Below are 22,700 nucleotides of genomic sequence, written 5' to 3' on the forward strand. Positions count from 1 at the left end.
AGCCGGGAAGGCTCCTCTCCGTTAAAAGGATTTAACGATGTTTCTCAACGCAAATGAAGAGCGCTTTTTCTTTCAGTTACAGTCTGCTGCAGACGCTGAACAGTTCAGTCTACTCCGTCTTGAAGGGGCAGAAGAGATCTCCTCACTATTTGAGTTTGCGATTGAGGTGGTGTCCGCCGATGGGGATATCGACTTTTCCACTCTCATCGGTCAGTCTGCGTTTGTCACCCTGTTAGATCAGACCGATAGCGCCAGCTTTGATCTTAACTCCGAAAGTGTTCGTCATATCCATGGCATGGTTGCCAGAGTGAGTTTGGGGGAGCAGGGCTTACATCAAAGCAGTTATCATATAACGTTGGTGCCCAGGTTATGGATGCTAAAGCACCGTAAAAACAGCCGTATCTTTCAGCATCAGAACATCCAGCAGATAATCGATACTATCCTGGCGGAAGCCGGTTTAAATGCCGATGAATTTCGCTTTGATCTAAGTAAAAGTTACCCGGAGTACGACTACTGCGTGCAATACCGGGAAACTGAGCTGGATTTCATTCAGCGGTTACTGGCCGAAGAGGGGATCCATTATTACTTCGAACACAGCGAAGAATCTCATGTTGCGATTCTCAGCGATGCCTCAATCAGTAATCCGGCGATTAGCGGTGACCCACAACTCGACTGTTACCACGACAGTCAGGGAGCCGTGCGAGAACAGCATATTTTCAACTTTAGTTATCGTGAATCGGTGGTGCCCGGCAAGGTGACTCTGCGGGATTTTAACTTTAAAAAACCCAGCCTTAAACTGGAGTCAGCTAAAGCGGCAGAGCTGGATATTCCTCTGGAAGTATACAACTACCCCGGCCGGTTTATGGATACCCGTCAGGGTGCCAATAACGCCACGATCCTACTCGAATCCCTCAACAGTTATCGTCAGTCCGCTAAGGGGCAGAGTGATGTTAATCGGATGACCCCCGGTTACAGTTTTGAACTTACCGGTCATGATCGGGATGAGTTGAATGCTGAGTATTTAATTGCGCGGGTTGAGCATGAATGTTCTCAGCCGCAGGTGCTTGAGGCGGGTTCAACCACCGAAGGTAGTCAATACAGCAATAAATATCTCTGCACGCCGTTTACGGTGCCGTTCCGTCCAGATACCGATATTAACTATCCGCGGGTTAAAGGCACTCAGACAGCCACCGTCACCGGCCCCGAGGGCGAAGAAATCTATACCGATGAGCATGGCCGCATCAAAGTTCAGTTTCACTGGGACAGAGAAGGGCAAGGGAATGAAACCAGTTCATGCTGGATCCGAGTCAGCCAGGCCCATGCCGGTGGTAGCTTCGGTGGCATGTTTATCCCTCGCATAGGCGAAGAGGTGATCGTTGATTTTCTCGAAGGTGATCCGGACAAACCGCTGATAATTGGTCGTGTTTACCACGGCCTCAACCGCCCTCCCTATAAACTGCCTGAGCATAAAACCCGCAGCACCATTAAAACAAATTCCACCAAAGGCGGAGACGGTTTTAACGAGATCCGCTTTGAGGATAAAAAGGGAGAAGAGCAGGTCTTCCATCACGTAGAGAAAGATCTGGATCAGCGTACTAAAAACGATCAGCGCAGCTGGTTGGGCAATGACCGGCATAAGATCGTCGAGGGCAAAGTGTACAGCGAATGCCATAGCAATGAGCATCATCTGACCCAGGGCGACCAGTTCCAGCAGGTGAATAAAGATCAGCACCTGACTATCGGCGAATCACAATTCACTGCTATCGCTGAAAAGCTGATGCAGTATGCAGGCAGTCAAATCCATTACAAAGCCGGTAACCAGATTATTATCGACGTCGGCACCGAGTTAACCCTGAAGGCCGGCAGCGGCCTGATAAAACTCGACCCCAGCGGGGTCACTATTACCGGTGCCGATCTCAAACTCAACGAAGGCGGCAGCGGCGCACGCGCTTCTAAAGCCGGCCCAACACAACCGCAGCGCCCATTAGAAGCCGATAACAGCCTGGCGGGTTTTGTCTCCGACCCGAAACAGGCTGAAATAATACAAATGCCACTACCGTTGGATTTCACAGATAAAAAAGATGAAGTGCGTTTCAAAATCGCCCCGGTGCCGGGTGCAAAGGGGTATGCCAACGAGCCTTATAAACTCTACCGGGATGGCGGCCTGATCGCCGAAGGGCTGACTGACGAAAAGGGCTATATCAAGGCTCCCCATGTTGAAGGCACCGGGAAGTACAGCGTCGAGCTGATTAGTGGCCACCGTTTTGATATCGATGTAATCGAAAAATACAGCGAAGGCGTTCAGGGCAAACTGGAGCGGATTGCCAACCAGGGGTATCGAACTGAAAAGGGAGACAATGCTGATGATAGCGTTGCCCGAATCGCTCACTGGCAGGCGGATAAAGGGCAGACGGTGACAGGCAAACTGGAGGACAAGGAATGACCGCCGAAACGACAGAATGCAAACAGGTAACCACCGAAGCCCAGTTGAAAGCGACTACTGCGCCCAAGTGGCTACTTTGCCCGGAAACAGACAAGAATGTTATCTACCCCCATCGAGAAAATATAGAGATTACCCCTCTGATTAACGGCAAAGAGGCCTTTGGCGCACTTGAAGAAGCGATTAAGAATGCCACTGACAGCATCGATATTATCTGCTGGGGGTTTGATCCGTCGCTGCGTTTGTCGGGACCTAAAGGAGAAGAAAGGTACGGTGAGCTGTTGGAGAGGAAGGCTAAAGAAGGAGTTCAGATTAGGGTAATGATTTGGTACAGCAAGATTGCCGATATATCCCCTATGTTCAAAGATGAAAGCTTACCTGACTTTGATAGACGGACTGGCGGAGATTTAAGAAAAGAGCGCTTTGAAAAAAATAGCCTTAATACTGAGGCGAACTCTGCTGAACTAAAAGAGCTTCGAGAGTATCAACAAGCGTATCAGAGTGCAGTTGATGACTGGAGAAATCAGGATTTATCAACAGTAGATGAGCCTTTTTGGAAAAGCCGTGAATACAAGGCTGATCCTCGCCAATGGAAGCTGGACAAGCTGAAAACACGAATGGAGCAAAAAAAGTCAGAATTTGAGGAACGGTATAATCAGGCGTATACCCGCTACAATGGAACACCGTTCCTGCAACAAGGCGATCGGGTATTTAACGAAGATTGGTATCTACGTGCTCAGCATGGGCGTATTGCAAATCTTACGTTTACTACAAGAGATATCAAAGATTTTGCCTCCGTTGCAGATATGACGGATGACTCTGAAATGCCCTTTGCTTCTAAAAAGCAAAAAATAGCAGGTCTGGCATTTCCAACGCATCACCAGAAAATGGTGCTGGTTGATTACTCCCGGCCGTCACAGGCTGTTGGCTTTGTAATGGGACATAACATGCAGAAAAACTATTATGACGATGATCAGCACGCGTTTAATAGTTCTGTTCGATATCCGGGGTTTCGTCCCTGGCAGGATATCTCTACCCGTGCAAGGGGGAGCGTGCTGGTTGATCTGAATGATAACTTCAGCCATGCCTGGGATAAGGAGATTCCTTATGACTCCTGGCGAAATCGAGATTCTCAGATAGACGAAAGCCGGGAATTGATGTCCCCCCAACAATTCAGAGATGCGGTTGAATTTAAGAGTGGTTTTCGTTGTTCGGTTGCCCAGATATGCCGAACGGAAGAAGACTTTCAGGATCGATCGATCCGAAAGGCTTATGAACGAGCGTTGAATAATACGACTGACTTCGTTTACAGCGAAAATCAGTACTTTCGCTATACCCCCTTTGCTGAACGGCTGAAAAAACAAGCGTTAAAACGTAAACAAAAAGGCGCAAAAGACCTCTATTGGTTTGTGATAACAAATAAGCCCAACAGCGGAGGAGAGGGAACCAATACCTATGCGATGCTGCAGGCGTTGGGGCATGAAGAACGCTTGCCTCGGTTGGTTAAAGATCAGCGGCAGCAGCTTATAGAGCTGGAAGCCCGCCGAGCGCGCTATAAAAAGTTCCTTGCACAAGAGGGTAGTCGAGGCCCCTATTACGATTATCTCCTTGGCAATCAAACCGCTCGGGTAAAGGAAGAGTTGCCCAGGGTTGAGAAGGAAATTGCAGAGCTGCGTGAACATTATCCAGAGGCTGTGGCAGAGCTAGAAAAGAAAAATCAGCAAGTTATTAAAAACGAACTGGATGTGGATGATCCGCAACAGGCCTTTGAACTGCAGAACAGTGATGGCTTGAAAGTTCATATCGCAACCCTTACCAGTTGTACCGGTAGTACTGCCGAGCCCAATCTCTATACCCAGATCTATGTCCACAGTAAATTGCTACTGGTTGATGATGACTACTTTCTGCTGGGCTCCGCCAATATCAATAAGCGCAGTATGGAGATCGATACCGAACTAGCCATTGCCACCCCAACTCCTTCGCTGGCCAGTCACTGCCGTAATCGACTTTGGCAGATACATGCGAAGAGAGTAAAGAAAGATTCGTTGGGTAATTATGACTATTGGGACAAATTAATGACAGGTAATTGGCGCGCTCAATATCTAGGGAGACCGTTAAAAGGTACGTTAACCCATTTTTATGATCCGGACTGTCAGGTGGCCGCCGCCAATGATTAATTTAAAACCGCTTATCGTTAGTGTATTAGCCCTACTGATCAGCGGCTGTAATAACGAACCACAGGGACAGGTGACGATGAAAGAAGAGATAACCCCATTTATCTGTGCAATTGAAAAGGATCATCTACCCGAGACAGACCCGGAGCTGGAAAAGCAGTATCAAGAGATTCGTGCCTATGAGAAAAAACAGATACCTAATAAAGATGAGGTGAATATCACCAATCAGTATCAGTTATTAGCCGATCAGGGTCACTGGAAAGCGGCTAGTCAGTTAGCGACTCGTAATCTGTATGGCAAAGGAACTGAACAGAGCTATTTTAAGGCAGTTGAGTGGTTTCAGTGGATGGCGGACCGGGATATCCCTTTAGGCTATTACAACCTGGCCGTCATGGCAGAAAAAGGTTTGGCTCTGAAGCAAGATAAAGAGGGTGCCTGGAAGTATTTTCATAAGGCTGCACAGCTGGGTAGTCCTCAAGCGCAGTACCGTTTGGCCGAGATATATATATATCCAAAGAGAGATGAAAAAACTGGATTGCCTTATCATCGCTGTGCTGCGAAGCAAGGTTATCGGGACTCATGGGATGCTTTGGCTTCCTATACAGAAATTGCAGAAAGAAACTATCCTAAAGCCCTTTATTACTACCAGGCGGCGGCGGCGTTAGGCCGAAGACAGAGTATGCAAACTCTTGAAGGAGTCTTTCGTGACGGTGATTTTGGATATGAGATTAATGAAGCTTTAGCTGATAGTTATGATGAAAAATATTATCGTTTACGGAAAAAACCCGACCTGAAATTCCCTAACCTGAATGAATTAGCCCCGTTGCCTCCCCACCCTGAACAGGGTTTGTATAACCCAGAAACCGATCGAAACGAGATGCCTGAGTAAGTAAATGAAAAATGACAAGGAATGTCAGATTCAAATGAACTTAGTTAAATTACTTTTCCTTGCGATTTTTACTTTGCTCTTGAGTGCCTGTAATAGTGAATCGCAAGAGAATGCACAGATGACGAATAAGAGTAACCCTAAGATAGAGCCTTTTGTTTGTGCTTTTGAAAAAGATAACCTGCCTGAAATCGATCCTGAACTGGAAAAGCAATATCGAGAGATTCGGGCTTATGAGAAAAAACAGATACCCAATAAAGATGAAGTGAATATCACCAATCAGTATCAGTTATTAGCCGATCAGGGTCACTGGAAAGCGGCCAGCCAGTTAGCTACTCGTTATTTGTATGGTAAAGGGGCAGAACAAAGCTATTTTAAAGCAGTAGAGTGGTTTCAGTGGATGGCCGATAAAGATATTCCGTTGGGCTATTACAACCTGGCAGTTATGGCCGAAAAAGGGCTGGCGTTGAAACAGGATAAAGAAGGTGCCTGGAAGTATTATCATCGGGCGGCGCAGTTGGGTAACCCTCAGTCGCAATATCGATTAGGTGAGATATACCTTTACAAACGTAAAGACGATTCTGAAGGTATTTCATATCATAAATGTGCTTTGGCACAGGGATATAGAGAGTCTGGTCATGCTCTAGGTGATTTTGGCTTAATTGAAGGAAATTCCTCAAAGGCCCTCTATTACTACCAGGCGGCGGCGTTAGGCCGTACAGGAAGTATGCTCACTCTTGAGGGGGTCTTTCGTGATGGGGATTTCGGCTATGAAGTAAATGAAGCTCGAGCTGTGCAATATGACAAACTCTATGATCGTTTGAAAAAAAATCCTGATCTGAAATTTCCGAACTTAAGTGAAATGCTGCCTCTCCCCCCCCACCCAGAGCAAGGTTTGTATAACCCAGAAACCGATCGAAACGAGATGCCCGAGTAAACGATGGATCTAAGATTAACAGCAAGGGAACTGAAAACAGGGTTGCTGGTTATTTTGTTATTAACCGGAGCCCCTGCGATGGCCTTTGACTTTGAATGCGCCCGAGAGGCGGACTATCTGCCGCCGCTGGATAAGGACGCCGATGAGCTGTTTATGCAAGCCCGGCGTGCGGAAGTAAAACCGGGTAAAAAAGATCATGAGAATATCAGTGGTCTGTATCAATTGGCCGCTGATAAAGGCCACTGGAAAGCGATGCATAACTTGAGCCGTCGTTATCTTAAAGGCAAAGGTGTACCGGTAGACAGCGGTAAAGCGCTGGATCTGACCGAAAAACTGATCGAGATGAATGTCCCTATTGGCTATTACAATATGGCAGTGTTATTAGAGCGAGGGCGGGGTGTACATCAGGACACCGAAGCGGCCTGGCAATATCTGCATAAGGCGGCATCCATGGGAGAGTCTAATGCTCTGGTGAGACTTGGAAAATATTATGGTTATGACTTGCCAAGAGAAAAGCAGGAAGACGAAAAAGCAGCAGTCTATTATGAGTGTGCAGCACAACAGTACAGTACGCTGGGCCTACATGAATACGCATCTTGGCTACAGGTTGTAGATGATAATTACCCCAAAGCCACCTACTACTATTTGCTGGCTGCTGGGGGCGGGGATAAGAGTGCTGCTTTGTTTATTAGTGGTGTGTTTCTTGATGGTGAACTTGGATATGAAAAAGATGAAGAGTTTGGGAATAAGTTGTATTCAGTTAGAGCTCGATTAAAAAAAGATGCTCTCTATAAACTTCCCAACATCGCCGAACGTTATCCACTGCCTTATCATCCCACACTGGGTCGCTACAACCCCGAAACCGACCAGAACGAGATGCCCGAGTAGGTTAAATATGACAAGGATTGTCAGACCATAATGAACTTAGTAAAACTCCTTTATCTTGCTGTTTTAACAATGACTTTGTGCGCTTGCAACAGTGAATCGCAAGGGAATAGTTCTATGACAGAAAAGAGTACCCCCAAGATAGAACCCTTTGTTTGCGCTTTTGAAAAAGATCATTTGCCTGATGTCGATCCAGAGTTGGAAAAACAGTATCAGGAGATCAGAGCTTATGAGAAAAAACAGATACCCAATAAAGATGAAGTGAATATCACCAATCGGTATCAACTATTAGCGGATCAGGGCCACTGGAAAGCTGGCAGTCAGTTAGCCGTGCGTTACCTTAATGGACGTGGTGTAGAACAGAGTTACTTTAAAGCGCTGGAGTGGTTTCAGTGGATGGCAGACCGGGATATCCCTCTGGGTTACTACAATTTGGCTGTTCTGGCAGAAAAAGGGCTGGCGCTGAAAGAGGATAAAGAGGGGGCCTGGCAGTATTACCATAGAGCCGCTCAGCTGGGTAATCCTCAGTCCCAGTACCGATTAGGAGAAATTTATCTACATCAGCGTAAAGATTTCGAACAGGGTGAAACCTTTCATCGTTGTGCAATGAAACAAGGCTATGCTGAATCAGCAGATGCTTTAGGTGATGTAGGCTTGATACAGGATAATTATCCTAAAGCCATCTATTACTATCAGGCGGCGTTAGGTCGTAGGAGTAGTATGTTGACTTTACACCAAACTTTTCGAGAAGGATCTTTTGGTTATTCAAAAGATGAGTTCTTGGCTAATCAATATGATCAGTATTATGATCGCTTGAAAAAAAATCCCGACCTGAAATTCCCAAACCTTAATGAATTAGCACCATTGCCTCCCCACCCGGAACAAGGGCTGTATAACCCTGAAACCGGTCAGAACGAGATGCCCGAGTAAGTTAAATATGACAAGGAATGCCAGGCCAGAATGAATTGAGTTACATCGATTTTCTTAGTTGTTTTGACGAAAAAGATGATCGGTAAGACTAGAATGATGCTGGGGTTGCGCCCCTGATACGGGACGGCATCACCCCGCTTTGATAGTTGTTTTAATTCGTTAATGCGGCTCTTACCCTCTTTACATCCAGCCCATTAATTAGCTCAACCAAATTCGGAAAGATCGATGCGTGATAGCCGTAACCTCCGTTGATCATTTCGTCCAGTGCCTGCTCTTTACTCCAGTTCTGTTCGATGATGCGATAAGCGGCGACGACGGTGCCGGTACGGTCTGAACCATGCCAACAATGTACTAGTATTGGGTTTTTACTGTTTTTAATAACTCGCAATGCTTCAATCAACTGATTTTCTGTGACCTTTCCAGTGCGCAACTTCAGTTGGTGGAGTTTGAGTTCTGTCTTGCCTGCTTCATCTTCGTCGGTATGAAATTCTCTTAGGTTTAATATCGCTTTAATACCAAACGCAGCTAGTTGAGGGAAAGCTTCATCGTCGGGTTGTTCTGAGCGGTAGAGGTGTTCATCAACGCGATAAATATTATTTAGTTCAGTGCCAATGACAGGTGTGGCCCACATCTTTGGACGAAGCCGGCCATCTGCATGGGTTATAGAGCTGAGAATGAGTAACAGAACGCTGTATAAAATGGGGGCAGTGATAGTGCGGCACATATTGAAATCCTTTTCATGTGAATACTGACTGTATCTTAATCAGGCTAATGATAAAAGCCGGGCGCTGTCATCCTTAGTGAATAAATTGTGAGAGTCAGTAGCCGCTGATTATTTATGGCAGTATGGTCGTTTACAGGTGGTATCTGATTGTTATTCAATGCTGATTTTATGTTTGAAGCTGGAGAGTTATATCCTCGCTGATCTTTTTTCTAATGCACACATCGCATCATCAGCGGTAAAGAAGACCTGCCCCGGGCTTAGCTGTTGCAGAAAGTGTGTGTCTTTAAGCTTATCCATGACCGGGCCTTTAACCTCTGCAAGGTGAAGGGTTATACCTTCTGAGGCTAATTGTGCTGTTAGATTTTCCAGACTTTCAAGAGCGCTGGCATCGATAAAGTTTACTGCGTTGCAAAGTATAACGACATGGGTAACTTCTCTGTGGCAGGTGCATTGGGTGCGAATGAAATCTTCGACAAAGCGGGTATTGGCGAAATACAGGCTCTCGTCCACCCGAATCGCCAGAATATGTTTGTCTGTGGTGACTTCGTGACGGTCGATATTACGAAAATGCGGGCTGTTGCCGACACGCCCGACAATGGCGATATGGGGTTGGCTGCTGCGGTAAAGTAATAATAGAAATGAGATTGCGATACCGCTGAGGATGCCTAACTCTACCCCTAGTACCAGAACGAAAACAAAGGTACTTAGCAGTGTCAGGGCGTCGGCTTTATTGAATTTCCAGCTGTCTGTAAATGCGCGGATATTGATCAGTGGCAGGACGGCCATAATAATCACAGCCCCTAGAATTGCTTTCGGCAGATAGAAGAACAGTGGGGTGAAAAAGCTGACGGTCAGGGCGACCATAAGGGCTGAAATAACCGATGCGATAGTGGTTCTGGCGCCGGAAGCATAATTTACCATCGATCGGCCAAACCCGCCGGCTACCGGATAAGTGCCGCTAAAGGCGGCGCCCAGGTTGGCGGCGCCCAGAGCGATCAGTTCTTTGTTGGGTTCGATGCGTTCCCTGTCCCGGCTGGCCAGCGTAGTACCAACGGAGACGCTTTCGAGAAAACCGATCAAGGCGATCAGCAGGGCCGGAGTCATGAGCGTCTGCCAGAGCGCTAAGTCAATGTTAAAGGTGCTGATCGAGGGCAGGCCTTCAGGAATAGCGCCAACGATAGCAACGTGCTGGTTTTGGTTCAGCCCAAACATCGCAACCAGAGTGATGCCGATAATCATGGCAAACATCGGGCCGGCTCTACAGATCGGTTGAACCAGCCAGTGAGGGAGTGAGGTGTTTTTGAGTAGTACGACTAGCTTTTCTTTTACTATCCAGAGAGTCAATACGCCCAGTATGCCGAGTAGTAACGTGACGCTATTGAGTTCGCTAATATGGGTGAGAATATAGCCAAAGGAATCGGTAATAAAACCACCGTTAGGAATGTCTATGCCGGTTAGATGGCGAAGCTGACTGACGGCTATTAACAGCGCGGCAGCACTGGTAAAACCAGAGATAACCGAGTGGCTCATAAAATTGACGATAGAGCCCAGCTGCAATGCACGTAGTATTAACATAATTAAGCCGACCAGCAGTGAAAGGTTGACCGCAATGGTGGCTGGATCAGCCAGGCCGCTGGCGCTGGTGTCTGCAATGGTTGAGCCTACCATCAGCGAGGTGATGGCGACCGGGCCTACGGCCAGGCTACGGCTGGAGCCAAGCAAGGCGTATATAAACAGGGGAACGATGGCGCAATACAGACCGTATTGTGGAGGAAGTCCTGCGAGAAAGGCGTAGGCCATTCCCTGAGGGATCAGTAAGATACCGACCACGATGCCTGCCACCAGATCGCTGGCAAAATCGTCCCGGTGGTAGTGTTTAAACCACCGGGTAAGAGGCAGGTAATCGATAGCGCCGGACATAAGTCTTTTTTATATTTCCTTATGGAATAAATATATCTCTCTTAATTATAACTCCTGTTAAGAGGTGCTTACCAGCCATGCTATATTGATCCACTATTCATAATTTATCATTCCTGAAACGGGAACTCTGCTATGGCAACCTGGAAACCAACATTTACGTCGACGGATATAGAGATCACTCAACAGGAAAAACTCTGGGATGGTTTCTTTAAGATCAACAGACTGCATATTCGTCACGCGCTGTTTGAAGGGGGCGAGGTTGAGGTGATCCGAGAGCAGTTTCGACGTGATGATGCGGTGTGTGTCTTGCTGTTTGACCCTGTCAAAGATGCCATTGTCCTGGTTGAACAGTTCCGGGTAGGAGCGATAAACAAGGCAGATTCACCCTGGTTGCTAGAGCTGGTGGCGGGCATTGTTGAGCCAGGGGAAACGCCTGAAGATGTTGCCCGGCGAGAGGCAGTGGAAGAAGCGGGTGCTGATATCTCCGATATAGTGCCAATTACCCGTTATATGCCCAGTGCCGGCGGGAGTGATGAGTATATCGAATTGCTTTGTGCCAGAGTGGATAGCGATGGTGTGGGCGGCGTGCATGGGCTGGCTCATGAGGGCGAAGATATTCTGGTGCATGTGCTACCCTTTGCTGAGGTCTGCGAGATGGTGGCCAACAGCACTATCGATAATGCGGCGACTATTATTGCGGTACAATGGTTACAACTGAACAAGCAGAAACTCCTGCAACGCTGGGGTTGTCTGTAGGATGAGTATTCAGAAAAATATAACTGGATAGTCAAAATCTGAATAATTTGGAATATATGAAAAAACGTTATATCCCTGACCTGGTAAAGCAGATGGCTGATTGTGAAGCTAACTATCTGCGACTGATGCGGCTGATGCCGGATCTTGAACAGTGCGATGAGCGCGCGTTCGAGGTTCACTGGCATGAACAGCAGAGCCGGGTACGTCTGCAGGTTGAGGAGCGTTTTACCTATACCACGACCGTACTGGTGTCCCAGAGTTTCGATCACAGCTGGCTTGAAGCCCCGAGTCTTGTGGTTCGCATCTATCATGATGCCCGGGTGGCTGAAGTTATCTGCCTGAAGAGTCGTCGTCAGTTCAGAGGGGTATACAGTTACCCGAATGACCGGATGCACCAGAAGGATGAAAAAGCGCAGTTGAATCAATACCTGGGTGAATGGCTTAGCCACTGCCTCACTCACGGCCAGGCGACAGAGCCTGTTTTTAGTTATTCATGAACTCGTTGGTTATTGCTCAAATTACCGACTGTCATCTACCGAATGATCCGCATCAGTATTATCGGGGAATCGATGTTGATCAACATCTGAACAGGGTTGTTGATGATCTGCTGCGGCTTCCCGAGCCTGTCGGGATGATTCTCTGGACCGGTGACCTGGTACACCATGGCGCGGCTCAGGGGTATCAACGCCTGAAAGCTAGGATTGCCGAGTTACCTGTTCCCAGCGTCTGGATACCGGGTAACCATGATGATGCTCAGCTGATGCAACAGATCGGTAGCCAGGCTGGCGGTGGTCTGAATCAGCGTACAGTGTTGGCCAATGACTGGGCGATTATTCTCTTAGACAGTACCTCTGCGCCGGATGGCCGGGGCGGTGGTAGCCTTGCGCAAAGTGAATTGGATTATCTGCAGCAGCAGTTGCAGGCACTGGATGACAGGCATTGTCTGGTCGTTTTACATCATAATCCGGCTCCGGTTGAAAGCGACTGGCAGGATCAGATTATGCTGGGCAATGCGGGGGCGTTCTGGGCGATACTGACGGCCTCTGATAATGTCCGGGGAGTCATCAACGGGCATGTGCACCAGGCTAGGGATAGTGATGTTGAGGGGGTGCGGGTGATGATGACGCCTTCAACCTCTGTACAGTTCAAAGCAGGCTGTGGTGAGTTTACGCTGGAGGATGATGCTGTATTACAGGCGCCGGCTTACCGGCTTCTAAAACTCAGTAGTGATGGCCAGATAGAGACCCTGATCAAAAGAGTCGCGGGTTAAGGTTGCATCATTAACAGCTCTCCGGTACTTTTATCAAAGCATGTATATATATACAGATAAAAACAGTCGCAGAATGAAAGGTTTTTGATGCCCCAGCCCCTGTTTATCTATGTTCACGGTTTTAATAGTTCGCCCGATTCCTACAAAGCGCGTTTTCTGGTGGACTGGATGGCTGAAAATGGTCGATCAGATCATATTTTAGTGCCGGATTTACCCCATTGGCCAGCGCAGGCGATTGCATTATTAGAAGCGCTGATAGACACTCATTCACATCGTAATATACTCCTGATTGGCAGCTCGCTGGGCGGGTATTACAGTACCTGGTTAACTGAGAAGTATGGTCTGCGTACAGTGCTGATTAACCCGGCTATACGACCTTATGAATTGCTGGAGAGTATGCTGGGTGAGCAAGAAAGCTATTACAGTGATGAGAAATATGAGTTGACCCATCAGCATCTGGATCAGTTGCTGGCATTAAACTGCAATCAACTTAAAGACTCTTCACGATATCTGCTGCTGACTCAGACTGCTGATGAAACATTGGATTATCAGGAAGGTGTCGAGAAATTCAGGGATTCGCCCATGCTGGTGCAGCAGGGTGGTTCCCACGGCTTTGATCAATTTGAATCTGTTATTCCGGCGATATTGGCATTTGCTGATGGCCGAGTAGAGTTGCCTGATGTCACTGATCTGACATCCCTGGCTGATAAGGACTGAAACATCCGATGAGTAATAATTATAACGCCGATGCGATTGAGGTACTGAGTGGACTGGATCCGGTTCGCCGTCGCCCCGGTATGTATACCGAGACCGACCGGCCAAACCATCTGGCGCAAGAGGTCATCGATAACAGTGTTGATGAAGCACTGGCCGGTCATGCCACTCAATTGGAAGTGGTGCTGCATAAAGATGGTGCTATCAGCGTCAAAGACAATGGTCGGGGAATGCCGGTCGATATCCACCCTGAGGAAGGGGTCAGCGGTGTTGAGCTGATTCTGACGCGGTTGCATGCCGGGGGTAAGTTTTCTAACGAAAACTACAACTATTCCGGTGGTTTGCATGGAGTAGGCGTTTCTGTAGTTAACGCTTTGTCAAAGCTGCTTGAAGTGACTATTCGTCGTGGTGGTAATGTCTACCGGATGACCTATGCCGATGGTGAAAAGGTTTCTGAGCTGGAGATCGTTGATAGCTGTGGTCAGCGCAATACCGGAACTGAAGTGCGTTATCTGGCTGACCCTCAATATTTTGATACGCCAAAATACAGCCTGACAAAGCTGAAACATATGCTGCGGGCTAAGGCCGTACTCTGTTCTGGTTTACGGGTTATATTTACTGATGCCAGTGGTGCCACTAAAGAGAAAGAGGAGTGGTATTACGAAGATGGTCTGGTGGACTATCTTAAGGGCACCACCCAGGTATATGAAACATTGCCTGAAGCGCCTCTGACGGTTTCTTTACAGGGCGATTCAGATGCAATGGATGTGGCCTTACAGTGGTTGCCTGAAGGAGGGGATCTGACCTGTGAAAGTTACGTTAACCTGATTCCGACTCTGCAAGGCGGCACGCATGTAAATGGTTTACGAACAGGTTTGTTGGAAGCGATGCGTGAATTCTGTGAGTTCCGTAACCTGTTGCCCAGAGGTGTAAAAATATCCGCTGAAGATATCTGGGAGCGTTGCTGTTATGTCCTGTCAGCGAAGATGCAGGATCCTCAGTTCTCTGGTCAGACCAAGGAGCGTTTGTCATCCCGTCATATTGCCGCGTTTATTTCTGGTGCGGCGAAGGATGCTTTTAGTCTCTGGCTTAATCGCCATGTAGAAGATGGTGAAAAGCTGGCGGAATTGGTTATTAGCAGTGCCCAGCGTCGTCTGCGATCCAACAAGAAAGTGGTTCGTAAAAAAGTTACCTCGGGACCTGCTCTGCCGGGAAAACTGGCTGACTGTACCGGTAATGATGCGATGCAGGGTGAGTTGTTTCTGGTGGAGGGTGACTCTGCGGGCGGTTCCGCAAAGCAGGCCCGGGATCGAGAGTATCAGGCGGTTATGCCGTTACGGGGAAAAATTCTCAATACCTGGGAGGTTGACCCAAATGAGGTTTTGGCCTCACAGGAGGTCAACCATATTTCAATTGCGATCGGGGTTGAGCCCGGCGCCGATAGTTTCGATGGCTTACGTTACGGCAAGATCTGCATCCTCGCCGATGCGGACTCCGACGGCCTGCACATTGCTACGTTGCTTTGCGCGTTGTTTGTGCGCCATTTTAAGCCGCTGGTTGCGGCTGGGCATGTCTACGTGGCAATGCCTCCGCTGTATCGGATAGATGTGGCTAAAGATGTGTATTACGCACTCGATGATGATGAGATGCAAAGTGTTGTTGAGCGGATAAAGTCTGAACGTAAGAATGCCAAAATTGGTGTGCAGCGATTTAAGGGGCTGGGTGAGATGAACCCACTGCAGCTGCGTGAGACAACTATGTCGCGTGATACGCGTCGGCTGGTTCAGCTGACGATAGAGCCGGGTGATGGCACCAATGAGGTAATGGACATGCTCTTGGCGAAGAAGCGCTCTCCCGACCGGAAAGAGTGGCTGGAAAGTAAGGGTAACCTCGCGGACATTTGAGGCTGAATATTTTGGACTCTATTGTTGTGCTATGAAGAGCACGCTGAAGAAATTGTCGAGTTTTATAAGCTCCGGGATAAAAAATGAGCGGAACAGTACATATTGATGAAGGCATTGAACGCCTGTCATTGAAAGAATATAGCGAGAAGGCGTATCTGGATTACTCCATGTACGTCATTCTTGACCGGGCGTTGCCGAATATTGGTGATGGCCTGAAGCCGGTTCAGCGCCGCATTGTTTATGCGATGTCTGAACTGGGTTTGAAATCGACAGCAAAATATAAGAAGTCGGCCCGTACCGTTGGTGATGTATTAGGTAAATTCCATCCGCATGGTGACAGTGCGTGTTACGAAGCGATGGTATTGATGGCGCAGCCGTTCTCGTATCGTTATCCCCTGATTGATGGTCAGGGTAACTGGGGTTCGCCGGACGATCCTAAGTCGTTCGCGGCGATGCGATATACCGAATCAAAGTTGGCTAAATACGCCGAAGTGTTGCTGAAAGAGGTTACTCAGGGAACCGTAGAGTGGGGGCCGAATTTTGATGGTACTTTACAAGAGCCGCTGACCCTGCCGGCACGACTGCCGAATATTCTCCTGAACGGTACTACCGGCATCGCCGTAGGTATGGCGACTGATATCCCCCCCCATAACCTGCGTGAAGTCACGAAGGCTTGTATTCAATTGCTCTCTAAGCCGAGCACCAGTCTGGAAGATCTCTGCGAGTTTGTGCCGGGGCCGGATATGCCTACCGATGCCGAGTTGATTACCCCGCGCCATGAATTACGCAAGATGTATGAAACCGGTAAAGGCAGTCTGAGGGTACGGGCGGTCTACAGTAAAGAGCAGGGTGATATTGTTATTACTGCGCTGCCGTATCAGGTGTCAGGTGCCAAAGTGCTGGAGCAGATTGCCCAGCAGATGCAGCAGAAAAAACTACCGATGGTTTCAGACCTGCGGGATGAGTCTGATCATGAAAATCCGACGCGTTTAGTCATCGTGCCTCGCTCAAATCGTATTGATGTTGAGCAGTTGATGGCGCATCTGTTTGCCAGCACCGATCTGGAGCGTACATACCGCGTTAATATGAATATGATCGGTATTGATGGCCGGCCACAGGTTAAAAATCTGAAACAGATTCTGACTGAGTGGCTGGTTTATCGTACTGAAACCGTGCGTCGCCGGTTGCAGTTCCGTCTGGATAAAGTGCTGGCCCGGCTGCACATTCTTGAAGGTCTGATGGTCGCTTATCTCAATATCGACGAGGTTATTGAGATTATCCGTACCGAAGATAAACCAAAGCTGGTTATGATCGAGCGGTTTGGTATCTCCGAGATTCAGGCTGAAGCGATTCTGGAAATCAGATTGCGTCAGTTGGCTAAGCTGGAAGAGATAAAGATTCGGGGAGAGATGGATGAGCTCTCTGAAGAACGCAAGTACCTCGAAGAGATTCTGGGTTCTGAAAAATTGATGCGTAAGCTCATTCGTGATGAGCTAAAAGCCGATGCAAAAGAGTACGGTGATGATCGCCGCTCCCCAATTGTCGCTCGTGAAGAAGCAAAAGCGCTGGACGAGAAAGCGTTACTTACCGCTGATCCGATTACAGCGGTGATTTCGAAGCAAGGCTGGATCCGGGCGGCTAAAGGCCATGATATCGATCCGCAGGGGTTGAGTTATAAGTCTGGAGACGGCTTTAATCTGGCTTGCATGGGGCGTATGAATCAGCCTTTGATTCTGATGGATAGTACCGGTCGTGCCTATTCGCTTGAAGCCCATACATTGCCTTCTGCGCGAGGACAGGGAGAGCCTATTACCGGCAAGCTGACCTTGCCCAAAGGCGCCACTATCGACGGTGCTATTGCCGGGAAAGACAGTGATGCAGTGCTGTTGGCTTCAGATGCGGGTTATGGTTTTGTGACAAAAATTGCAGATATGACCAGCAAAACCCGTACCGGTAAAGCGACCCTGACCTTGCCGAAAGGGGCGAAAGGTATGACGCCGATGCTGTTGAAGCGCAAAGATAGTGACTTGCTGGTGGCAGTGACGAATGAAGGGCGGATGCTGGTCTTCCCGGTTAAAGATCTCCCTGAGCTAGGTCGGGGAAAAGGTAATAAAATTATCAATATTCCGTCTGCCAGGGCAGCTTCGCGGGAGGAGTTGATCGTCGCGATCGTAACGCTGGCGCCGGAAGATACTTTGCAGGTTAATTCCGGTCGACAGCATCTGAAGATGAAGCCTTCTGACCTTGAGCACTACCGGGGTGAAAGGGGGCGTAGAGGTAATAAGCTTCCACGGGGTTATCAGCGAGTCGACTCGCTGGATGTGATTGAAAAGTCTGCGGCAGCGGCTGAGGCGCAGGAAGATTAATCGGCGTAGGGAGTTAATATGAAAGGGGCGCTCGCCCCTTTTTTTGTGGCTTTTAGGATAGCCCCCTGCCGATTCTCAGAGAAACAGACCTCTGATTTAGCATAAAAATACAAATTGATTTCTGTATATGCTTTCTTCTGGGCGTGGTTATCTGTAAAATACTGCGCCTAACTCTCTTCTGTGTGGCCGTTTTTTAGTCAGATTGTGCGACCATTCGGAATATTTAAACTGCCCTGTATCATCTGACAATACAGGTAATAGACCCTGAGAATACTGATCAATAGTGTTTTCAGAATAGGAAAAAGCATGACCGAAAGCTTTGCTGACTTATTTGAAGAATCCCTTAAACTCGTTGATATGGTGCCAGGCACTGTTGTAATGGGTGAAGTTATCGAAATCGATAGCGACTGGGTTACCGTAAATGCTGGCCTGAAATCTGAGGCTGTTATTGCTCGTAGCCAGTTCCTGAATGATGCCCAAGAGCTTGAAGTTCAAGTGGGTGACATGGTTAAGGTAACTCTCGAAAGCGTTGAAGATGGCTCCGGTGAGACACGTCTGTCCCGTGAGAAAGCTAAGCGCGCCGAGTCTTGGGGTGTTCTGGAAACTGCCTTCGAAGCTGAAGAAACTGTTAAAGGTTTTATCAGCGGAAGCGTAAAGGGTGGTTTCACCGTTACTGTTAACAAGATTAATGGTTTCCTTCCTGGTTCTTTGGTAGATGTTCGTCCAGTTAAAAATGTTGACCACCTTATGGGTCAAGAGCTGGAATTCAAACTGATTAAGTTAGACCAAAAGCGTGATAACATCGTTGTTTCTCGTCGCGCAGTTCTTCAGGAAGCTAACAGCGCTCAACGTGATGAGCTGCTGGCTACTCTGGAAGAAGGTCAGCAAGTTAAGGGTTACGTTAAGAACCTGACCAACTACGGTGCGTTCGTAGATCTGGGCGGTGTTGACGGCCTGCTGCACATCACTGACATGGCGTGGAAGCGTATTTCACACCCAAGCGATATGCTGACTCCGGGTGATGAAATCACCGTTCAGATTATCAAGTTCGACAAAGAGACTAATCGTCTGTCTCTGGGTCTGAAGCAGCTGAACGAAGATCCTTGGTCTTCTATCCTGGCTCGTTTCCCTGCTGGAACTAAGGTTCCTGCGCGTGTTACTAACCTGACTGACTACGGTTGCTTCGCGTCTATCGAAGATGGCGTTGAAGGTTTGATCCACGTGTCTGAAATGTCCTGGACTAACAAGAACATCCACCCTTCTAAAGTTGTTCAGGTGAACGATGAAGTTGAGGTTATGGTTCTTGATGTTGATGAGAAGCGTCGTCGTATCTCTCTGGGCATGAAGCAGTGTATTGCTAACCCATGGTCTACTTTTGCTGAGCAGTTCGCTGCGGGCGATAAAGTTACCGGTACTATCAAGACAATTACCGATTTCGGTGTCTTTGTTGGTCTGGAAAATGATCTGGATGGTCTGGTTCACATGTCTGATATCTCTTGGGATGCTGACAACGAAACAGCGCTGCGCGAATACAAGAAGGGCGAAGAAGTTGAAGCCGTTATCTTGTCTATCGATGCAGAGAAAGAGCGTATCTCTCTAGGTATCAAGCAGCTGGAAAGCGATCCGTTCTCTGAGTACGCTGCTGCTAACGAGAAGAACACTATCGTTAAAGGTATCGTTAAGTCTGTAGATGCTAAAGGCGCTAATGTTGAGCTGGCTGAAGGTATCGAAGGTTACCTGAAAGTGTCTGACATCAGCATCGATCGCATCGAAGATGCTTCTACCGTTCTGAAAGTAGGCGATGAAGTTGAAGCGAAGATCGTTAACCTGGATCGTCGTAACCGTTCAATCACCCTGTCTGTTAAAGCTAAGGACCAGGCTGATGAGAAGGCGGCTATCAAGGCTGTTGCTGATAAGCCAGTAGAGACTGCTGGTCCTACTACGATCGGTGATCTGATCAAAGCGCAGATGGAATCTAAGAAGTAATACTTCTTACCTCTGATAAAAAGGAGCGCATTGCGCTCCTTTTTTTGTGCCTGTTTCGCGCTGAATGGTCGGTGTGCCGGGCGTGTTAGTCGTATTTCTTCAATCGTTTTTTCTTTATGTTCCCGGTATTTTTTTTCTTCGTAGTCTATGGCTGCCGTGGCTTATAGGTTCCCTTGAGGGCTGCTCTGTCAGCCTGTTGTTTTAGAAGTTCTCATTTGTGCCATTCATTGTTGCTTTGGCGATGCTTTCCTTGAAGTCGAATCGTATCTCTAGTGTTATTCATTATTTGTCGGAAATCATTGGGCTGAGTATGAATACTTGTCAGGGTGTGTTGTTGATGGTGTGGGTGGAGAGTGATGGTTCCCGTTAATCGGGCCACTTTAATGTGAATAATTTCGGGCTGGTGGAGATGGGGGTAGCTGTCCTGGTGTCTGAATTTCTCAGCTAATGATTGGAGTCGTCAGTGATGAGATTGTAAGTCATCTCATGCGGATTGCGTCAGGCATTCGTCGATATTAGCAGGAGCGGCTGCAAAGGAGTACATGCTGATATCTGATTAGATTAGCGTTGTGGAGCGGTATTGTATGATGAGTTGAATGATCTCGTGATCATTAGCGACCGCTTTCAGGGCTTCAACCATAGATCGGCGTTGTGGGAGGTGAATATTAAATTTATCCCGCAGAACTGTGCTGACTTGCTTGTCTGAATCGGGGTCAAGTTCGGCTCCGGCGAAATTAGATATTCGTTGAAGAATAAAGGCTTTATTAGTCATTACCAAAAAATCCGGCTGATTGGTTGTGTGCGCTTAAATCGACGACAGAAATTATTGGTTCTGAAATGAGTGTCGATGATTAAGCGGTGTTTGGTTTTATGAGTGAGCCTGTGGCTGCTCGCTCCTTGGATTTGCAGTTGTCAGCGGACAGGCTGTGTCTGCTTGAATGTATTCATGGATCAAGCGGCTGCACCCTGAAAGGGTGCGGCAGAGACTGAGCTGTTTATCTTGAGCTGTTTTTGCCCAGCACTATCTGACGTGATCCGCTGTTATCTTCCCGGCCAGATACGCCTTTGGCTATCTGTTGAATCTCTCCGCCGGCCTTTAGAAAGGCAGCTGTTTGTTCTTTGATGGAGAGATGGGTTTCGCTTGCGGCTGATTTTTTTGACTTAACTGCCATAAAAATAACTCCTTGTTCATAGAATACTTTACTAGTTTACCATTTTTTGGGCATTCATGGGCTGTTCAAATTTATGGCGGTGAATGTCATGGGTATTGGTTGTGGGTAAGGGGCTGGTTTTTTTGAGCGTTGCTCTAGTCCTGTTATTTTGGCGTTAGCAGTATGCCGAGCCCTGCGCTTGCCAGTAGTGAAGCGCATCCCCGGTTAAATAGTCGTCGCTTATGAGGCTGAGAGAACCATTGCCGAAGATACAGTCCAAACAGGGCATAGGTTGCGATGGCAATCCATTCCAGTACGAGAAAGGTGAAGCCTAGCTCAAAAAACTGAAGGCTTGTCTGCTTGTCCGGATTAACAAACTGCGGCAGAAAGGCTGTAAATATTAAAATGGCTTTGGGGTTTCCTGCGGCCAGTAAAAATTCCTGAAGAGCCAGGTCGAGTAAGCTTTTGTCATCAGTTGCAAGGGTTTCAGTTTTGCCTGGGTTCGATCGCCATAGTTTATAAGCCAACCAGAACAGATAGCCTGCACCGACAATTTTGATAACCATAAACACAGCTTCGGAGGTGTGTAGAATGACGGCGAGCCCGGTTGCTGTAAGCCCTATCATGCCGGTGAAGGCAGTTAGTCTGCCCAGACCGGCAAAAAAAGCGGTATGAAAACCATAACGTTTGGCGTTGCTCATCGCCAGTAAGTTGTTCGGGCCTGGTGACATGTTGAGGGCAAAGCATGCCGGAATAAACAGTAGGAGAGTGAGCAGATCCATAAGTGATTCTCTGAAGTAAAAAGTTTCTCGATTGCTACTGATAAACGTCGTAAAAAAAATACACAGTGATCCCGACGCTGGCAAGAATGACGAAGTTTCGGACCCATTGTTGAGGTAGTTTTCGAGACAGTCGTGCAGCCATATAACCGCCGAAAAGGGTGCCGGCAAGGACAATGGATCCTTCATACCAGGCGATGGCATCGTTATAGATAAACAGGATGATTGCAATCAGTGATACAAAGGTTGAGATAAGTAGTTTCAGGCCGTTCATCTGATTAATGTTGGTATGTCCAGCCAGTGCTAAGTAGCTGAGAGAGATAATTCCAAGGCCGGCGTTAAAAAAACCACCATAGAGACAGACTCCTATGAGTAACAGGCTGAGCAGGACGGTACCTGCCATTGATGCATGGCGGTGCCTGGTGCTTAAGTGTTTTAGCGAGCGGTTGAGTTGACCGCCAAAGATAAAGAGCAGAGTGGCAAATAGGAGTAGCCAGGGGACGGCCGTTTCAAATGCAGTTTCCGGTGTTTGTAGTAGCAGCCAGGCGCCGCAGATGCCCCCTATAAGACTGACGATAATATAACGAGGTAGGTCGGCCTTAACTTCGAGCAAGTCTTTTCTGAAGGCCCAGGTGCCGCTCATATAGCCAGAGCATGAAGCGAAAGTGTTGGTGGCGTTGGCGCTAATGGGTGGAACGCCGGCAAAGAGTAGTGCAGGGAAGGTGATAAAACTGCCTCCGCCGGCGATAGAGTTAAGTATGCCGCCGAGAAAACCCGCTGTAAAAAGAATGATCAGATCGCTAAGCATGCGATTACCTTGTTAGGTCTGGCAAGGATAAAGAATAATGCAGAGCATAGATTATCGCTGTTTAGCAGTA

The 22,700-nt window shown here is 47.9% G+C and carries 20 protein-coding genes; 14 read left to right on the forward strand and 6 right to left on the reverse strand.

Annotated elements, in window-relative coordinates:
- Positions 1–37 precede the first annotated feature (37 nt).
- From AMJAP_RS02065 to AMJAP_RS02090, 6 genes are all read left to right on the forward strand, one after another.
- A complete protein-coding gene (locus tag AMJAP_RS02065) occupies positions 38–2,443 on the forward strand; it encodes a type VI secretion system Vgr family protein (protein WP_019620830.1) in 2,406 nt (801 codons plus the stop codon).
- Positions 2,440–4,617 carry a phospholipase D-like domain-containing protein gene (locus tag AMJAP_RS02070; RefSeq protein ID WP_019620829.1) on the forward strand — a complete coding sequence of 726 codons (2,178 nt, stop codon included), beginning with the start codon at positions 2,440–2,442 and terminating at the stop codon, positions 4,615–4,617. Before AMJAP_RS02065 ends, AMJAP_RS02070 begins: the two co-directional genes overlap by 4 nt.
- Positions 4,610–5,503: a tetratricopeptide repeat protein gene (locus AMJAP_RS02075; RefSeq protein ID WP_019620828.1), complete on the forward strand. Its 894-nt coding sequence runs from the start codon at positions 4,610–4,612 to the stop codon at positions 5,501–5,503. The genes AMJAP_RS02070 and AMJAP_RS02075 overlap by 8 nt, the downstream gene beginning before the upstream one ends.
- A gap of 118 nt (positions 5,504–5,621) precedes the next feature.
- Positions 5,622–6,437, forward strand: coding sequence for a tetratricopeptide repeat protein (locus AMJAP_RS02080; protein ID WP_156815132.1), 816 nt, complete (start codon positions 5,622–5,624; stop codon positions 6,435–6,437).
- A gap of 3 nt (positions 6,438–6,440) precedes the next feature.
- Complete coding sequence (locus tag AMJAP_RS02085) at positions 6,441–7,325, forward strand: tetratricopeptide repeat protein (RefSeq protein ID WP_040404155.1); 885 nt, start codon at positions 6,441–6,443, stop codon at positions 7,323–7,325.
- Positions 7,326–7,439: 114 nt separating this feature from the next.
- The gene (locus tag AMJAP_RS02090; protein ID WP_019620825.1) at positions 7,440–8,252 is read left to right on the forward strand and encodes a tetratricopeptide repeat protein; all 813 of its coding nucleotides are present in this window, start codon (positions 7,440–7,442) and stop codon (positions 8,250–8,252) included.
- Between the two features lie 151 nt (positions 8,253–8,403).
- Here AMJAP_RS02090 and AMJAP_RS02095 read toward each other — a convergent pair whose 3' ends face one another.
- Both AMJAP_RS02095 and AMJAP_RS02100 read right to left on the reverse strand, forming a co-directional pair.
- Positions 8,404–8,976, reverse strand: coding sequence for a phosphatase domain-containing putative toxin (locus AMJAP_RS02095; protein WP_019620824.1), 573 nt, complete (start codon positions 8,974–8,976; stop codon positions 8,404–8,406).
- A 186-nt stretch (positions 8,977–9,162) separates the two neighbouring features.
- On the reverse strand, positions 9,163–10,896 hold the full coding sequence (locus AMJAP_RS02100; protein WP_019620823.1) for a SulP family inorganic anion transporter: 1,734 nt from the start codon (positions 10,894–10,896) through the stop codon (positions 9,163–9,165).
- A 132-nt stretch (positions 10,897–11,028) separates the two neighbouring features.
- Between AMJAP_RS02100 and AMJAP_RS02105 the strand changes: the two genes are divergently transcribed.
- The 8 genes from AMJAP_RS02105 (at position 11,029) to AMJAP_RS02140 (ending at position 20,262) form a co-directional block, all read left to right on the forward strand.
- Positions 11,029–11,652 carry an NUDIX domain-containing protein gene (locus AMJAP_RS02105; RefSeq protein WP_019620822.1) on the forward strand — a complete coding sequence of 208 codons (624 nt, stop codon included), beginning with the start codon at positions 11,029–11,031 and terminating at the stop codon, positions 11,650–11,652.
- 56 nt (positions 11,653–11,708) lie between these two features.
- Complete coding sequence (locus AMJAP_RS02110; RefSeq protein ID WP_019620821.1) at positions 11,709–12,149, forward strand: DUF1249 domain-containing protein; 441 nt, start codon at positions 11,709–11,711, stop codon at positions 12,147–12,149.
- Positions 12,146–12,922 (forward strand): metallophosphoesterase, encoded by a 777-nt coding sequence (locus tag AMJAP_RS02115; protein WP_019620820.1) that lies wholly within the window; start codon positions 12,146–12,148, stop codon positions 12,920–12,922. Before AMJAP_RS02110 ends, AMJAP_RS02115 begins: the two co-directional genes overlap by 4 nt.
- Before the next feature lie 87 nt (positions 12,923–13,009).
- The gene (locus tag AMJAP_RS02120; protein WP_019620819.1) at positions 13,010–13,639 is read left to right on the forward strand and encodes a YqiA/YcfP family alpha/beta fold hydrolase; all 630 of its coding nucleotides are present in this window, start codon (positions 13,010–13,012) and stop codon (positions 13,637–13,639) included.
- Between the two features lie 8 nt (positions 13,640–13,647).
- Positions 13,648–15,540, forward strand: a complete 1,893-nt coding sequence (gene parE, locus AMJAP_RS02125) for a DNA topoisomerase IV subunit B (protein WP_019620818.1) — start codon at positions 13,648–13,650, stop codon at positions 15,538–15,540.
- An 83-nt stretch (positions 15,541–15,623) separates the two neighbouring features.
- Positions 15,624–17,906, forward strand: coding sequence for a DNA topoisomerase IV subunit A (gene parC, locus AMJAP_RS02130; RefSeq protein WP_019620817.1), 2,283 nt, complete (start codon positions 15,624–15,626; stop codon positions 17,904–17,906).
- Positions 17,907–18,212: 306 nt separating this feature from the next.
- Positions 18,213–19,892: a 30S ribosomal protein S1 gene (gene rpsA / locus AMJAP_RS02135; RefSeq protein WP_019620816.1), complete on the forward strand. Its 1,680-nt coding sequence runs from the start codon at positions 18,213–18,215 to the stop codon at positions 19,890–19,892.
- Between the two features lie 217 nt (positions 19,893–20,109).
- Positions 20,110–20,262 carry a hypothetical protein gene (locus AMJAP_RS02140; RefSeq protein ID WP_156815130.1) on the forward strand — a complete coding sequence of 51 codons (153 nt, stop codon included), beginning with the start codon at positions 20,110–20,112 and terminating at the stop codon, positions 20,260–20,262.
- Between the two features lie 186 nt (positions 20,263–20,448).
- Here the strand turns inward: AMJAP_RS02140 and AMJAP_RS02145 are convergent, their stop codons facing one another.
- The 4 genes from AMJAP_RS02145 to AMJAP_RS02160 all read right to left on the reverse strand — a co-directional run bounded on the left by AMJAP_RS02145 (position 20,449) and on the right by AMJAP_RS02160 (position 22,630).
- Positions 20,449–20,664 (reverse strand): hypothetical protein, encoded by a 216-nt coding sequence (locus tag AMJAP_RS02145; RefSeq protein ID WP_019620815.1) that lies wholly within the window; start codon positions 20,662–20,664, stop codon positions 20,449–20,451.
- Positions 20,665–20,887: 223 nt separating this feature from the next.
- Entirely contained in the window at positions 20,888–21,064 is a 177-nt protein-coding gene (locus AMJAP_RS02150) for a hypothetical protein (RefSeq protein WP_019620814.1), read from the reverse strand.
- Between the two features lie 143 nt (positions 21,065–21,207).
- Positions 21,208–21,825, reverse strand: a complete 618-nt coding sequence (locus tag AMJAP_RS02155; protein WP_019620813.1) for a LysE family translocator — start codon at positions 21,823–21,825, stop codon at positions 21,208–21,210.
- A 34-nt stretch (positions 21,826–21,859) separates the two neighbouring features.
- Positions 21,860–22,630: a sulfite exporter TauE/SafE family protein gene (locus tag AMJAP_RS02160; RefSeq protein WP_019620812.1), complete on the reverse strand. Its 771-nt coding sequence runs from the start codon at positions 22,628–22,630 to the stop codon at positions 21,860–21,862.
- Positions 22,631–22,700: the final 70 nt, after the last annotated feature.

Origin of the sequence: Amphritea japonica ATCC BAA-1530 (genome assembly GCF_016592435.1) — a bacterium.
GTDB lineage: Bacteria > Pseudomonadota > Gammaproteobacteria > Pseudomonadales > Balneatricaceae > Amphritea > Amphritea japonica.

Coding starts and splice junctions, on each gene's coding strand:
- AMJAP_RS02145 (WP_019620815.1), bottom strand. CDS start 20,664: ATGACTAATAAAGCCTTTATTCTTCAACGAATATCTAATTTCGCCGGA.
- AMJAP_RS02095 (WP_019620824.1), bottom strand. CDS start 8,976: ATGTGCCGCACTATCACTGCCCCCATTTTATACAGCGTTCTGTTACTC.
- AMJAP_RS02115 (WP_019620820.1), top strand. CDS start 12,146: ATGAACTCGTTGGTTATTGCTCAAATTACCGACTGTCATCTACCGAAT.
- rpsA (WP_019620816.1), top strand. CDS start 18,213: ATGACCGAAAGCTTTGCTGACTTATTTGAAGAATCCCTTAAACTCGTT.
- AMJAP_RS02075 (WP_019620828.1), top strand. CDS start 4,610: ATGATTAATTTAAAACCGCTTATCGTTAGTGTATTAGCCCTACTGATC.
- AMJAP_RS02065 (WP_019620830.1), top strand. CDS start 38: ATGTTTCTCAACGCAAATGAAGAGCGCTTTTTCTTTCAGTTACAGTCT.
- AMJAP_RS02120 (WP_019620819.1), top strand. CDS start 13,010: ATGCCCCAGCCCCTGTTTATCTATGTTCACGGTTTTAATAGTTCGCCC.
- AMJAP_RS02160 (WP_019620812.1), bottom strand. CDS start 22,630: ATGCTTAGCGATCTGATCATTCTTTTTACAGCGGGTTTTCTCGGCGGC.
- AMJAP_RS02070 (WP_019620829.1), top strand. CDS start 2,440: ATGACCGCCGAAACGACAGAATGCAAACAGGTAACCACCGAAGCCCAG.
- AMJAP_RS02150 (WP_019620814.1), bottom strand. CDS start 21,064: ATGGCAGTTAAGTCAAAAAAATCAGCCGCAAGCGAAACCCATCTCTCC.
- AMJAP_RS02110 (WP_019620821.1), top strand. CDS start 11,709: ATGAAAAAACGTTATATCCCTGACCTGGTAAAGCAGATGGCTGATTGT.
- AMJAP_RS02100 (WP_019620823.1), bottom strand. CDS start 10,896: ATGTCCGGCGCTATCGATTACCTGCCTCTTACCCGGTGGTTTAAACAC.
- AMJAP_RS02080 (WP_156815132.1), top strand. CDS start 5,622: ATGACGAATAAGAGTAACCCTAAGATAGAGCCTTTTGTTTGTGCTTTT.
- parE (WP_019620818.1), top strand. CDS start 13,648: ATGAGTAATAATTATAACGCCGATGCGATTGAGGTACTGAGTGGACTG.
- AMJAP_RS02155 (WP_019620813.1), bottom strand. CDS start 21,825: ATGGATCTGCTCACTCTCCTACTGTTTATTCCGGCATGCTTTGCCCTC.
- parC (WP_019620817.1), top strand. CDS start 15,624: ATGAGCGGAACAGTACATATTGATGAAGGCATTGAACGCCTGTCATTG.
- AMJAP_RS02105 (WP_019620822.1), top strand. CDS start 11,029: ATGGCAACCTGGAAACCAACATTTACGTCGACGGATATAGAGATCACT.
- AMJAP_RS02085 (WP_040404155.1), top strand. CDS start 6,441: ATGGATCTAAGATTAACAGCAAGGGAACTGAAAACAGGGTTGCTGGTT.
- AMJAP_RS02090 (WP_019620825.1), top strand. CDS start 7,440: ATGACAGAAAAGAGTACCCCCAAGATAGAACCCTTTGTTTGCGCTTTT.